Genomic DNA, 12,474 nt, shown 5'->3' with positions numbered 1-12,474 from the left:
GAGGTGCAGAGAATGGACAAGGTCAGTTTCACCGCGATGAAGGACGGCACGCCTGACGACTATGCCTTTCTCACGAAACACGAGACCGAATATGCGAATGGAACGGCTGACCGGCTTCTCGAGGCGATGACAGAGCTCGACAAAGGCCTGTCCGGCTATCAGGTCACCCGTCTCGAACACTCGCTGCAATCTGCTACCCGTGCATGGCGCGATGGCGGAGATACCGACTGGGTGGTAGCCTCGCTGTTGCACGACTTCGGCGATATCTATGCACCCTACAACCACGACGAATACGCTGCCGCGATCTTGCGCCCGTTCCTGCGCGCTCAATGCGTGTGGTGCGTCCAGACCCACGCCGACTTCCAGATGATCTATTACGGTCATCACGTTGGCGGGAACCAGAACAAGAGAGATCGGCACGCCGGGGCGCCATATTTTGATGATTGCGTAGAATTCTGCGACCGTTGGGATCAATCCAGCTTTGACCCGAACTACGAGAGCCTGCCCCTTTCATTTTTTGCACCGATGGTACGCGAAGTGTTCTCACGAACGGCATACGACCCGGACGTGATCTGCGACGGTGTCAGGAAACCTCTGACTGATTCCAAAGTGGCCAAAGTGCGCATTGCACAAGCTGAGACCTCATGAGCGTAGCAGACCCATCCAACGGAAAAGCCAAATTTCACCTGCCGTAATCACAACCAGCATGACGCAGACAGCCCAGAACGCGTTCGGGTCATTGGAGCCCGGCATGCCGCCGACGTTGATTCCCAGCAATCCGGTGATCAACCCGAGAGGCAGAAAGATGGCTGCGACAACCGACAGCACGAGCATCTGCCTGTTGCTGGCCTCTGCCCGCATGTCCATGATCTGATCCTGCACGACTTCGGCGCGGTCACGTATGGCGTCCAGTTCCTCCGAAAGTCGCGTCACACGTTCCGTCGCTTCGCGCATGCGTTCCCGGGCCAAAGTCGTCAACCAGTCCATGTCCTCGATTGCAAAGGTACTGAGCGCATCTCGCTGCGGAAACATATACCTACGCAGCATGATCGAGACGCGGCGGACTTCGGCCAGTTCGGCGCGCGATGGCAGGCGATCAAGATCTTCGAGTTCAGTTTCGAGGTCATCGATACTTTCATTCAATTCGGCCACGATGGGCTCGGCCCTGTCCGCCAGCCGCAAAGCCAGCCGGGCCACCAATTCACCACTGTCCCGCGGCCCGACCTGACGTGAGACCGAATCCAGAACGTCATCGACCGCACGCAGCGGCCGCCTTTGAACCGTTACGACCAGCTCTTTGGTGACCCATATCCGGAGAGAAACCATGTCTTCGGGATCAGCCCCTTCGGCAAGGTTCACCCCGCGCAGATTGATTAGGATACCGTTTCCATGGACCACCGAACGCGGCCGCGTTTCCTGTGCATCGAGCGCCTCACGCACAGTGAAGGAGAGATCGGAATGGCTCAGCCAGTCAGTTCCGTCTGCGGCCGGACGTTCGAGATGGATCCAGACGAACCCGTCTCCTTGCATCAAATCTTCTGCTGTTTTTCCTTCTACCTCCAGCGCAACGGCAGTTCCGTCGCTCTTGCATTTCCACGCTGACCTTATCGCCATGTCGCTGCTCCTTCCGACTTAACCTTATTGGCTTTTCGACAATCTGGCTCAGTGTCGGCGTCTGTGCCATGAGAAACTCACTGCCCATAGGCGGCTGTGGCCTTTCCCTTTGCGCCATGCTTCGCTAGATGAAGCGCGCAACTTGCAAGGATCGCGACGATGGCCATGGAGAACACCTTTAATGCAGCCGAGGCGGAAAGCCGTCTCTATCAGGCTTGGGAAGAGGCCGGATGCTTTACAGCCGGAGCAAATGCCAAGCCCGGCGCAAGCACCTATTCCATCATGATCCCACCGCCGAACGTCACCGGCTCACTGCACATGGGGCATGCTTTCAACAATACCCTGCAGGATATCCTGATCCGCTGGAAGCGCATGCAGGGCTTTGACGTGCTCTGGCAGCCGGGAACAGACCACGCCGGGATCGCGACCCAGATGGTCACCGAACGCGAGATGGCAGCCAATCAGGAACCCTCACGTACCGAAATGGGCCGTGAGAAATTCCTTGAGCGGGTCTGGCAGCAAAAGATCAAGTCGCGCGGCACGATCATCGGGCAGCTCAAACGCCTCGGCGCATCCTGTGACTGGTCGCGCGAAGCCTTCACCATGTCCGGTGCGCCTCAGGCCCCGGAGGGCGAAGACGGCAATTTCCATGATGCCGTCATCAAGGTCTTTGTCGACATGTACGAAAAGGGCCTGATCTATCGCGGCAAGCGTCTGGTCAACTGGGATCCTCATTTCGAAACCGCCATCTCGGATCTCGAAGTCGAGAACATCGAAGTGGCTGGCCATATGTGGCACTTCAAATACCCGCTCGCCGACGGCAAGACCTACACCTATGTCGAAAAAGACGAAGACGGCAACGTGACCTTCGAGGAGGAACGCGATTACATTTCAATCGCGACGACCCGCCCCGAAACCATGCTTGGAGACGGGGCAGTCGCCGTACACCCCCAAGACGGCAGATATGCACCGATTGTCGGTCATTTGTGCGAAATCCCGGTCGGGCCCAAGGAACACCGCAGGTTGATCCCGATCATCACCGACGAATACCCCGATCCGACCTTTGGCTCAGGTGCGGTGAAAATTACGGGCGCGCATGATTTCAATGACTACGCGGTTGCCAAGCGCGGCAATATTCCCTGCTACCGGTTGATGGACACACGCGCACGAATGCGCAACGACGGCGCGCCCTACGCCGAGACAGCTTCCCGTGCACAAGAGATCGCCGAAGGCGCGGCATTCAGCGAAGCGGAAATCGACACGCTCAACCTTGTGCCGGACGAGTTCCGCGGCCTCGACCGCTTCGAGGCGCGCAAGCTGGTTGTCGAGCAGATCACCGCAGAAGGCCTCGCGGTCATGGTCCCGGTGGAACAGCCTGATCCCGCCGAGGCCTTTGATCCGATGGACACGCCCGTCATGGAGCCCTTTGTCGAAAACAAGCCGATCATGCAGCCCTTTGGCGACCGCTCGAAGGTTGTCATCGAACCGATGCTGACCGATCAGTGGTTCGTCGAAACCGACAAGATCGTCGGCCCTGCCTTGGATGCGGTTCGGAATGGCGACGTTAGAATCCTGCCGGAACGCGACGAAAAGGTCTATTTCCACTGGCTCGAAAACATCGAGCCCTGGTGCATCTCGCGCCAGCTCTGGTGGGGCCACCAGATCCCCGTCTGGTACGGCTTCGACTTGGAAAACAACAATTTCCGCGATGACGAGGGCGACGGCGCCCTCGATCCGGTCGAACTGGGCCGCCTGATGTCCGATCAGGATCTCGGCGACGCCACGGACCGCTTTCATTGCGCGCCGGATTTCGATGCTGTCAGCAACCAGTTCGCCGATGTCCTCTCGGGCCTGCCGACGCCGCTGAACCACGCGCGCGTGATCGAGGTCGAAGACCGCGAGACAGCCAAACACGCCCTCGCCTCCAGCCTCGCAGAATATGCCGAAACACAGGACCCGACGAAACTCACATATCCTGTCTGGCGCGACCCCGATGTACTCGACACGTGGTTTTCTTCCGGCCTCTGGCCGATCGGCACCCTGGGATGGCCGGAAAACACGCCCGAGCTGCAGAAGTACTTCCCGACCAGCACGTTGATCACCGGCTTTGATATCATCTTCTTCTGGGTCGCCCGTATGATGATGATGCAATATGCCGTTGTCGGCCAGAAACCCTTCGACACGGTCTATGTGCACGCGCTGGTGCGTGACGAGAAGGGCAAGAAAATGTCGAAGAGCCTAGGCAACGTGCTCGATCCACTCGAACTCATCGACGAATACGGCGCCGACGCCGTGCGCTTTACCCTCACGGCGATGGCAGCGATGGGACGCGATCTCAAGCTGTCGACCCAACGCATCGCAGGATACCGGAACTTTGGCACCAAGCTCTGGAACGCCGCCTCTTACGGCCAGTTCAGAGGTGTCTTCGAGGTTCCTCATGCAGACAATCCGCCGGCGGCCTCCCTTCCGCTCAACCGCTGGATCAAGGGTGAGATCGCCAAAACCCGCGAAGAAGTCGATACAGCGCTGGCACAGTTCCGGTTCAATGATGCGGCCAACGCGCTCTACAGTTTCGTATGGGGTACCTTCTGCGACTGGTACCTCGAATTCACGAAACCCGTCTTCGACGGTGAAGATGCAGAGGCGATTGCCGAAACAAAGGCGACCTATGCCTGGGCACTCGACCAGTGTCTCATCCTGTTGCATCCGATCATGCCGTTCATCACCGAAGAGCTCTGGGGACAAAAGCCGCGCCCTTCGAAACTGATTCATGCTGACTGGCCGACCTACACGGCGGCGGAATTGTTGGACCAGAGCGCGGACGAAGAACTCAACTGGGTGATCCGCCTGGTCAGTGCCATCCGTTCGGCGCGCGCCCAGATGAACGTTCCCGCCGGGGCGCATGTCCCGCTCGTTGTCAAGGGGTTCACAGCCGAAGCGCGTGCCGCCTACCAGACCAACGAGGCCCTGATCAAACGCTTCGCCCGCCTCGAATCGCTCAGTGAGGTCGACGCCTTCCCGAAAGGCACCGTGGCGCTGGCCGTGACAGGCGGCAGCTTCGGTCTGCCGCTGGCGGATGTCATCGATGTCGAAGCGGAAAAAGCGCGTCTGGAGAAATCGCTGGGCAAGCTTGCCAAGGAACTCGGCGGGCTTCGCGGGCGGTTGAACAACCCTAAATTCGCGGCCTCCGCGCCCACAGAAGTAGTAGAAGAAACGCGCAACAACCTCGCCGCGCGGGAAGAAGAAGAAAGCAAACTGAGAGAGGCGCTTGATCGCCTCAAGGAAATCGCCTGATCTTCTTCTCGTCCCAAATACGGAAATCCCCGCCTTGCAGCAGGCGCAGGGTGGGGAACTCAATCGAACCGATCAGAACTTGAATATTTAACCGAACACCGGTTTGCGCCGCTGCATCTGGGCCGCGATGACTTCCATTTGCTCCGGCTTGCCGATGAGCTTGGCTTGTTCGGCGGATTCCGCCAGCAGAACCTCTTTCCGGTCCTGGCTTTCACAAAGCTCGATCAGCCGTTTCGCCCCACGAATGGCACTCGGGCTCTTGCTTGCGATTTCTGCCGCCAGATCGGTTGCGGCCGCAAGCGGGTTGTCCGAGAGAGACGTGACCAGCCCCCAGCGTTCGGCCTGCTCGGCACCGACAGGCGCCGCCGTATAGGTCAGTTGGCGCAGTACATCGGAGCGGACAAGTTCCGGCAATAGAACCATTCCACCCATATCGGGCACGAGGCCCCATTTCATCTCCATGATCGCAAGTTTGGCGTCCGGTGCTGCGATGCGGATATCGGCCCCCAGCGCAAGCTGCATCCCGCCCCCGTAGACCGCACCCTGCAACGCGGCAATCACCGGCACGGGCACACGGCGCCAGATCAGGGCGACTTCCTGAAACAGGTTCGCGTCGTGGTGGCTGCGTTCCATGAGCCTGCCTTCGACATCGCCTTGCCCTAATGTGCCAAAACTTGCCATGTCCAATCCGGCGCAGAAACTCTTGCCCTCGCCAGACAAGACGACAGCGCGCGCGTCGGACTGGGCGACCTCCTGCCCTGCCGCGACAATCGCCTCCATCATGTCAGGATCGAGTGCATTCATCTTATCACCGCGCGTCAGCGTGACTTTGGCAATGTGATCTTCATAATTTACGGATACCCGTGCCATGCTGGCCTCCCTTGAATGGCAATCCCGGGCACCCTGCCCTTTGCCGATCCGGGACGCCAGAAAAACCCTGCGGCACAACCCGGGCCGAGAGCCAGCGTTTACAATTCAGCCCGGCGTATTAGGTTTCAGCTTCGAGAAAGAGAACCAACGTGACACAGATGGATCCCGTCCAAAGCAACGCTCATCATTCGCGGCACGTTCGGCATCTCTGGACAGCTGCGGGTCTGATCGCGCTTGCCATCGGGATCATTGGGGCGTTTCTGCCGGTCCTGCCGACAACCCCACTGGTGCTTCTTGCGGCCTACTGTTTTGGCAAGGGCTCGCCAAGGTTGCGCGCGTGGATCACCTCGCATCCCCGATTTCGCGCTTCGATCGAGGATTGGGAGGCAACCGGGGCCATCCCGCCCAAAGTCAAGATTTTCTCCTGCACCATCATGGCTGCGACATTCATTACGAGTGCCCTCCTTGGGCTCTCTCCCATCGCGCTTGCAGCACAAGGTTTTCTCATGGGAATTGGCGCGATTTACGTGCTCACACGACCGAACCGCTGAACAGATATCTTGCCGAGCGCCACGCCATCGGATTATGTGCCGGCATGACATATCCGCGTTACACACCGCTCGTCGCTTCGCTGCCTTCTTCTGTTCCCTTTGTCGGGCCGGAAACTCATGAACGCGAAAGAGGCGCTTCTTTCATCGCCAGGATCGGCGCCAACGAGAACGTCTTTGGCCCCTCGCCCAAAGCGATCTCTGCCATGCAGGACGCGGATGCGGATATCTGGAAATACGGCGATTCCCTAAGCTTCGATCTGCGCGCAGCGATAGCAGAGGAAAACAACGTCCGCCCTGAAAACGTCATCGTCGGCGAGGGTATCGATGGTCTCCTCGGCTACCTTGTCCGTCTCGTTGTCGGACCAGGCGATCACGTTGTTACATCGGACGGGGCCTATCCGACATTCAACTATCATGTCACCGGATATGGCGGCACGCTGCACAAGGTCCCCTACCGTGATGATCGCGAAGATCCCTCGGCCCTCATCGCCAGGGCCGCTGAGCTTGGCGCAAAGCTGGTTTATATCGCCAATCCCGACAATCCGATGGGCACCTGGCACTCCGGTCAGGAGCTTCACAAGGCGCTTGATACGCTGCCCGAAGGGTGTCTGATGATCGTCGACGAGGCCTATGTAGAATGCGCCCCGGATGGGACAAGCCTTCCCGCTGACGCGGACGATCCGCGACTTATTCGCATGCGCACATTTTCCAAGATTTACGGGATGGCCGGTGCGCGGGTTGGCTATGCTCTGGCGGCACCAGAATTGATCGCCGCGTTTGACAAGGTCCGAAACCACTTTGGCATGAACCGCAGCGCGCAGATCGGAGCCTTGGCCGCAATTCAGGACAAGGATTGGCTCGCCCATGTGAAAAGCGAGGTTTCGGCGGCACGGGATCGCATAAGAGATATCGCCCGGCGCAACGGATTGAACGCGCTGCCGTCTGCTACGAATTTCGTCGCCGTGGACTGTGGCAGGGACGGTGACTTTGCCCGCGCGGTACTGAATGAGCTGGTTTCTCGCGGAATTTTTGTTCGCATGCCTTTTGCAGCGCCGCAAAATCGCTGCATCCGGGTCAGTTGCGGTCGGCCGGTCGATCTGGATGCTTTTGCGCAGGCTCTTCCAGAGGCATTAAAGCGCGCGCGGGAAAGCACGGAAATAGAATAAGCCGCGCGTTAGATTTAGTCGAATATTATCACCCCGTCTCTAGTCTCTGCCGCGAACAGCGCCGGAGTCATCATGTACAACCACGAATTAGGCACCGCCCCCGACTTTTCGACTGCCGCCATGGCCATGCTTGGGTTGAACTTGATGTGGATATTCACTGCCCTCTGGGCGATCTGGGGACTTGTGCCAGTCGTTCTTCTGGGTCTCGGAATGAATGAGGCAATCAGTCGTTTTGCCGAGGGAGATGACTGACCCCCTCGGCCCGTAGCTCACCGGCCCGCAATTACCGCGGCTGCCGCGCCGAGCGCGCCCGAACCGTGCGGTATGTCAAGCGCGCACATGCCCGCCTCGATTCCGCCCAGCAGGCCCATGATCATCTGACCGTTGATATGTCCCATATGGCCGAGGCGGAAGAAACCGTGCCATGCCGGATCGCCGGGTTCCGCCATACCAAGCCCGATACCAAGTGTCAGGCCGACCTGCGAAGACAGCCAGTCGCGCAAGGCGGTGCCGTGCGGTGCCCCCAGTTGAAGCGCCGTAACCGCATGGCTGCGGAGGCCAGGATCTGTGATGTTCAGGCGCAACGGCCCTTCGCTTGACCAGGCGTCACACGCCGCCCAGATCGCCCGGGCCAGCCGTTCGTGGCGTGCCCAGACTTTTTCGACCCCCTCTTCGTGAATGAGATCAAGCGCGGCACGCAAGCCATATAGATGATGCGTAGGGGCAGTCCCACCGAAATGCTGGTAGAATTCCTTTGGCTTGGCGCGGGGTGTCCAATCCCAGTACCGGCTTACGCGCGGCATTTGTGTCCGCACCTCATCGGCCTTGTCGTTGAAGAAAACAAAGCTCATTCCCGGAGGAACCATCAGACCTTTCTGGCATCCTGCCACCATGACATCGACGCCCCATTCGTCCATTTCGAACGGGTCGCAGCCAAGCGACGCGATGCAGTCCACCATGAGCAACGCCGGATGCCCGATTTCGTCGAGGGTGCGGCGAAGACCGGCAATATCGTTGCGAACAGAGCTGGACGTATCCACATGCGTCGCCATCACCGCCTTGATCTCATGGCCCTTGTCTGCGGAAAGCGTCTCGCGGACTTTTTCAAGATCGAAGGGGCTCGCCTTGCCGAAATCCTGCACGCGGGTCTCGATCCCCAAACCACGCGCCATGTCGGCCCAGCCTTGGCCGAAACGTCCTGTCGACGGCACGTAAACGGTTTCGCCCGGCGAAAGCACATTCGACAGCGCCGCTTCCCACGCGCCGTGACCATTAGAGATATACATCGCAACGTAATGCTCGGTGCGCGCCACGCGCTTGAGATCGGGTACGATCGAATGGGTCATTTCGACGAGAGCACCGGCATAGATGTTCGGTGCGGGCCTGTGCATCGCCTGTAGAACTACATCCGGAATAACGGACGGGCCCGGTATTGCCAGGTACTCGCGCCCTTGCGCCAGCGAGGATTCTTTGTTCATGGTAAAGTCCGTAATCGATTTCGCCCCACCCTAGTCAGCCCCGGCCCGGCGTCAATGCGGCAAAGCTGCGGACTTGCACCAAGAACCAGCGACACGTAAACGGCCCGCTACACGTAAGGACATATCGATGACTTCCAAAGATCCGAAGGCGCACGAATGAGCCGTCCACACAAATCTGCACGTGAGCTTATGGGCTGGCTCTGGCGTGGCTATCTTCGTCATCATATTCCGATGCTCTCGCTCGCCATCATTTTCATGCTGATCGAAGGCAGCATGGTCGGTGCGGTCAGCTACATGATGAAGCCGATGTTCGACCTTGTGTTCGTCGCGGGAAATACGTCGGCGCTAGGCTGGGTCAGCGTGACGTTTCTTTTGATCTTCTGCATGCGCGGCCTTTCCGGCATGTGCCAGAAGGTCCTTCTGACGCGTATTTCCCAGCTGACCGCCGCCGCGCTGCGGCTTGATCTCGTCAAGCGTCTGATCCGGCAGGACACGTCATTTCACCAGACGCATCCGCCGGGTTTTCTGATTCAGCGGGTGCAGTCGGATGTGACGGCGGTGAACGAAGTCTGGAAGGCGATCGTCACGGGTGCAGGGCGCGATGCTATCTCGCTGGTCATCCTGATCGGTGTTGCGGTCAATATCGACTGGCGCTGGACGGCCGTCATGTTGGTCGGGTTGCCTTTGCTCATGCTGCCCATCGGCGTCGCACAACGATATGTGCGCAAGAAGTCCTCGCAGGCGCGCGACCTTGGTGCGGCCCTTGCGACGCGTCTGGACGAGATTTTCCACGGCATCGTGCCGATTAAGCTGAACTCGCTTGAGGGATATCAGGCCGGTCGTTTCAAAAGGCACACGGATACTTTCGTTCGCTCGGAAATCCGTGCGTCATTCGGTACTGCCGTGATTACCGCGATGGTCGATATCATGGCCGGCGTCGGTTTCATGGGCGTGCTGCTTTATGGCGGTGCCGAAATCATCGAAGGCGACAAGACCGTCGGTGAATTCATGAGCTTTTTTACCGCGATTGGCCTTGCGTTTGACCCGATGCGCCGTCTGGCCGCCGTAAGCGGTGTCTGGCAGGCCGCCGCGGCAGCGCTGGAGCGACTGAAAGAACTGATGGACGCGCCGATCCTGGTACAGGAACCGAGTGACCCGGTTGAACCGCCAAAAGAATTGCCGCCCATCAATCTTGAGCACGTGTCGCTTAGCTACGGGGACGCCCCGGTGCTTCGGGATCTCTCACTTAAGGCCGAGGCAGGCAAGACCACTGCGCTTGTCGGCGCCTCGGGTGCAGGCAAATCCACCATTTTCAATTTGCTGACACGTCTTGTCGATCCGCAAACCGGGTCCGTGAAGATTGGGGATGCAGAGGTGCGCCGGATGCGCATGGAAGATCTTCGCGGGTTGTTCTCGGTTGTCAGCCAAGAAGCGCTGCTTTTCGACGAAACGCTTCGGGAAAACATATTGCTGGGCCGAACCGACGTCAGCGACGAAGAACTGAAGAAGGTCCTCGATGCGGCGCATGTTTCCGACTTCCTGCCCAAACTGCCGAATGGTCTGGAAACCGAAGTGGGGCCGCGCGGCTCTGCTCTTTCTGGTGGGCAGCGGCAGCGGGTCGTAATCGCGCGCGCCTTGCTGCGTGACACGCCGATCCTGCTGCTGGACGAAGCGACCAGTGCGCTGGATGCGCAGTCCGAGAAAGTGGTGCAGAGTGCATTGGACAAGCTTGCCGGAGGCCGGACAACACTGGTCATCGCGCATCGGCTCTCTACAATCCGAAACGCAGACAAGATCATTGTGATGGATCGCGGTCAGGTCATTGACGAAGGCACCCATGACGAATTGCTGGCGCGCGGTGGCACTTATGCGGATCTCTACCGCCTGCAGTTCCAGGATGGAAAAACGATCATAGATCCGATTGGCACAGCAGCGCTTCGGGCCCGCGCGCCAAACAACGAGGATCGACCACCATCGATCTTCCGCCGTCTTGGGCGGGTCCTGTTCGGATAATCAGCGCCTGTAAGCCTGCGCCAGCACCTCGGGGTCGGCGCCGGCAAGGTAACGGCTGAGCGTCCAGATATTCCGGGCTCCGCGCCGCATCCAGCCATTGCGGCGGTACCGGTCCGCCGCGGTTGTCGCCAGCACCGGCAGGCCGACGGGGCGCCGATTCAGAGCACGAACCAGAGCGACGTCTTCCATAAGCGGTTGATCGGGATACCCGCCAGCGCGCCTGTATTCGTCTATCGAAATCAGCAGGCCCTGATCGCCATAGGGCAAGCCGAACAATGCAGACCTGAGATTGGCCCAGCCTGCCACCCATTTAGGCATCATCCCGCGCGCGCGAAAAGCCAGCTTGAAATACGCGGGCGAGTCTTCAGCTTCGAGGTAATCGGAAACCTCACGCGACCAGCCTTTTTCAAGCTCGGTATCCGCATGGAGAACAAGTAGCCAACGGCCTTTGGCGATGTCGGCGCCTCTTTTCAGCTGACCGCCACGCGATGCCGGCCCCGTGACAAGCGTCGCCCCGACGTCATCGGCGATGCGGCAAGTCGCATCCGTCGAACCGCCGTCGCTAATGATCAGTTCGCGGATCAATCCCGCCGTCAGCCCTTCCATCAACGCCTGAAGGCTGATGGGAAGAGTCTTTTCCGCGTTCAAGGTTGGAATCAGGACGCTGATGTGCGCAGTCAAAAGGCTTCCCCTGTTTAATTCCGTGTCCATACCTATATGACATTCCCAAAGACACAAGGAGCAGTTTTATGGCGACTCGCCGTGTAATTAGGCTTAGCGGGCCGGAAACAATCGATTTCCTACAGGGTTTGGTGACGAACGACGTCACCAAGATCGATGCGGGTCTGGTCTATGCCGCGCTGCTGACTCCGCAAGGGAAATACCTTGGAGACTTTTTCTTGAAAAAGCAAGGCGATGGCGTGCTACTGGATCTTGCAGAAGAGCAGGCAGACGACATCATCCGGCGTTTGACGATGTACAAACTGCGCTCGAAGGTCAGCTTTGAACCGACGACACTGTCAGTGGTGCGTGGCACAGGCGAAATGTCAGAGGACGCGTTGCCCGACCCCCGGCACCCTGCCATGGGCTGGCGCGCCTATCGTGAGGGAGAGGAAAGTGATGACGGTTCGGACTGGGATGCCATCCGGGTCGAACATTGCATCCCCGCGAGCGGCATCGAATTGACTCCGGATACGTTCATCCTCGAAGCGAGGCTTCAGGATCTGAACGGGGTGGATTTCCGCAAGGGCTGCTATGTGGGACAGGAAGTCACAGCGCGCATGAAGCACAAGACCGAGTTGCGCAAGGGGTTGAAGCAAGTCCGCATTTCAGGAGATGCGCCAATCGGCAGCGAAATCACGGCAAATGGAAAATCGGTCGGAACGCTTTTCACGCAAGCCGGCGACAAAGCCATTGCTTACCTGAGATTTGATCGCGTCGCGGACGAAATGGACGCTGGCGACGCGAAAATCTCAGTATCGTAAGCAG

11 protein-coding genes are annotated in these 12,474 nt (G+C 58.9%); 7 read left to right on the top strand and 4 right to left on the bottom strand.

The window, feature by feature from the left end:
* The first annotated feature begins 12 nt into the window (after window positions 1-12).
* Window positions 13-648, top strand: a complete 636-nt coding sequence (locus MF268_RS06020; protein WP_238369983.1) for an HD domain-containing protein — start codon at window positions 13-15, stop codon at window positions 646-648.
* Here the strand turns inward: MF268_RS06020 and MF268_RS06015 are convergent.
* The gene (locus MF268_RS06015) at window positions 643-1,614 is read right to left on the bottom strand and encodes a zinc transporter ZntB (protein WP_238369982.1); all 972 of its coding nucleotides are present in this window, start codon (window positions 1,612-1,614) and stop codon (window positions 643-645) included. The genes MF268_RS06020 and MF268_RS06015 overlap by 6 nt on opposite strands.
* A 159-nt stretch (window positions 1,615-1,773) precedes the next feature.
* On the opposite strand from MF268_RS06015, the gene MF268_RS06010 reads away from it, so the two are divergent.
* Window positions 1,774-4,908, top strand: coding sequence for a valine--tRNA ligase (locus MF268_RS06010; protein WP_238369981.1), 3,135 nt, complete (start codon window positions 1,774-1,776; stop codon window positions 4,906-4,908).
* A gap of 87 nt (window positions 4,909-4,995) precedes the next feature.
* On the opposite strand, the gene MF268_RS06005 is transcribed toward MF268_RS06010, so the two are convergent.
* Window positions 4,996-5,778, bottom strand: a complete 783-nt coding sequence (locus MF268_RS06005; protein ID WP_238369980.1) for a crotonase/enoyl-CoA hydratase family protein — start codon at window positions 5,776-5,778, stop codon at window positions 4,996-4,998.
* A 158-nt stretch (window positions 5,779-5,936) separates the two neighbouring features.
* Here MF268_RS06005 and MF268_RS06000 point away from each other — a divergent pair, with 158 nt between their 5' ends.
* From MF268_RS06000 to MF268_RS05990, 3 genes are all read left to right on the top strand, one after another.
* Window positions 5,937-6,329, top strand: coding sequence for a YbaN family protein (locus MF268_RS06000; RefSeq protein WP_238370217.1), 393 nt, complete (start codon window positions 5,937-5,939; stop codon window positions 6,327-6,329).
* Window positions 6,330-6,373: 44 nt separating this feature from the next.
* Window positions 6,374-7,495 (top strand): pyridoxal phosphate-dependent aminotransferase, encoded by a 1,122-nt coding sequence (locus MF268_RS05995; protein ID WP_238369979.1) that lies wholly within the window; start codon window positions 6,374-6,376, stop codon window positions 7,493-7,495.
* A 72-nt stretch (window positions 7,496-7,567) separates the two neighbouring features.
* Complete coding sequence (locus MF268_RS05990; protein ID WP_238369978.1) at window positions 7,568-7,747, top strand: histidinol phosphate aminotransferase; 180 nt, start codon at window positions 7,568-7,570, stop codon at window positions 7,745-7,747.
* Between the two features lie 17 nt (window positions 7,748-7,764).
* Here MF268_RS05990 and MF268_RS05985 read toward each other — a convergent pair whose 3' ends face one another.
* Entirely contained in the window at window positions 7,765-8,973 is a 1,209-nt protein-coding gene (locus tag MF268_RS05985) for a pyridoxal-phosphate-dependent aminotransferase family protein (protein ID WP_238369977.1), read from the bottom strand.
* Window positions 8,974-9,129: 156 nt separating this feature from the next.
* On the opposite strand from MF268_RS05985, the gene MF268_RS05980 reads away from it, so the two are divergent.
* On the top strand, window positions 9,130-10,986 hold the full coding sequence (locus MF268_RS05980) for an ABC transporter ATP-binding protein (RefSeq protein ID WP_238369976.1): 1,857 nt from the start codon (window positions 9,130-9,132) through the stop codon (window positions 10,984-10,986).
* Here MF268_RS05980 and MF268_RS05975 read toward each other — a convergent pair whose 3' ends face one another.
* Window positions 10,987-11,667 (bottom strand): TIGR04283 family arsenosugar biosynthesis glycosyltransferase, encoded by a 681-nt coding sequence (locus MF268_RS05975; RefSeq protein ID WP_238369975.1) that lies wholly within the window; start codon window positions 11,665-11,667, stop codon window positions 10,987-10,989.
* Between the two features lie 68 nt (window positions 11,668-11,735).
* Between MF268_RS05975 and ygfZ the strand changes: the two genes are divergently transcribed.
* Window positions 11,736-12,470, top strand: coding sequence for a CAF17-like 4Fe-4S cluster assembly/insertion protein YgfZ (gene ygfZ / locus MF268_RS05970; RefSeq protein ID WP_238369974.1), 735 nt, complete (start codon window positions 11,736-11,738; stop codon window positions 12,468-12,470).
* The last annotated feature ends 4 nt before the right edge of the window (window positions 12,471-12,474 follow it).

Source organism: Heliomarina baculiformis (assembly GCF_019966545.1).
GTDB lineage: Bacteria > Pseudomonadota > Alphaproteobacteria > Rhodobacterales > Rhodobacteraceae > Heliomarina > Heliomarina baculiformis.
This window is presented reverse-complemented; position numbering and strand designations above follow the sequence as displayed.

Bases quoted from the DNA above. Each gene is read 5' to 3' on its own strand.
- MF268_RS06020 (WP_238369983.1), top strand. From the start codon at position 13: ATGGACAAGGTCAGTTTCACCGCGATGAAGGACGGCACGCCTGACGAC.
- MF268_RS06015 (WP_238369982.1), bottom strand. From the start codon at position 1,614: ATGGCGATAAGGTCAGCGTGGAAATGCAAGAGCGACGGAACTGCCGTT.
- MF268_RS06010 (WP_238369981.1), top strand. From the start codon at position 1,774: ATGGCCATGGAGAACACCTTTAATGCAGCCGAGGCGGAAAGCCGTCTC.
- MF268_RS06005 (WP_238369980.1), bottom strand. From the start codon at position 5,778: ATGGCACGGGTATCCGTAAATTATGAAGATCACATTGCCAAAGTCACG.
- MF268_RS06000 (WP_238370217.1), top strand. From the start codon at position 5,937: ATGGATCCCGTCCAAAGCAACGCTCATCATTCGCGGCACGTTCGGCAT.
- MF268_RS05995 (WP_238369979.1), top strand. From the start codon at position 6,374: ATGACATATCCGCGTTACACACCGCTCGTCGCTTCGCTGCCTTCTTCT.
- MF268_RS05990 (WP_238369978.1), top strand. From the start codon at position 7,568: ATGTACAACCACGAATTAGGCACCGCCCCCGACTTTTCGACTGCCGCC.
- MF268_RS05985 (WP_238369977.1), bottom strand. From the start codon at position 8,973: ATGAACAAAGAATCCTCGCTGGCGCAAGGGCGCGAGTACCTGGCAATA.
- MF268_RS05980 (WP_238369976.1), top strand. From the start codon at position 9,130: ATGAGCCGTCCACACAAATCTGCACGTGAGCTTATGGGCTGGCTCTGG.
- ygfZ (WP_238369974.1), top strand. From the start codon at position 11,736: ATGGCGACTCGCCGTGTAATTAGGCTTAGCGGGCCGGAAACAATCGAT.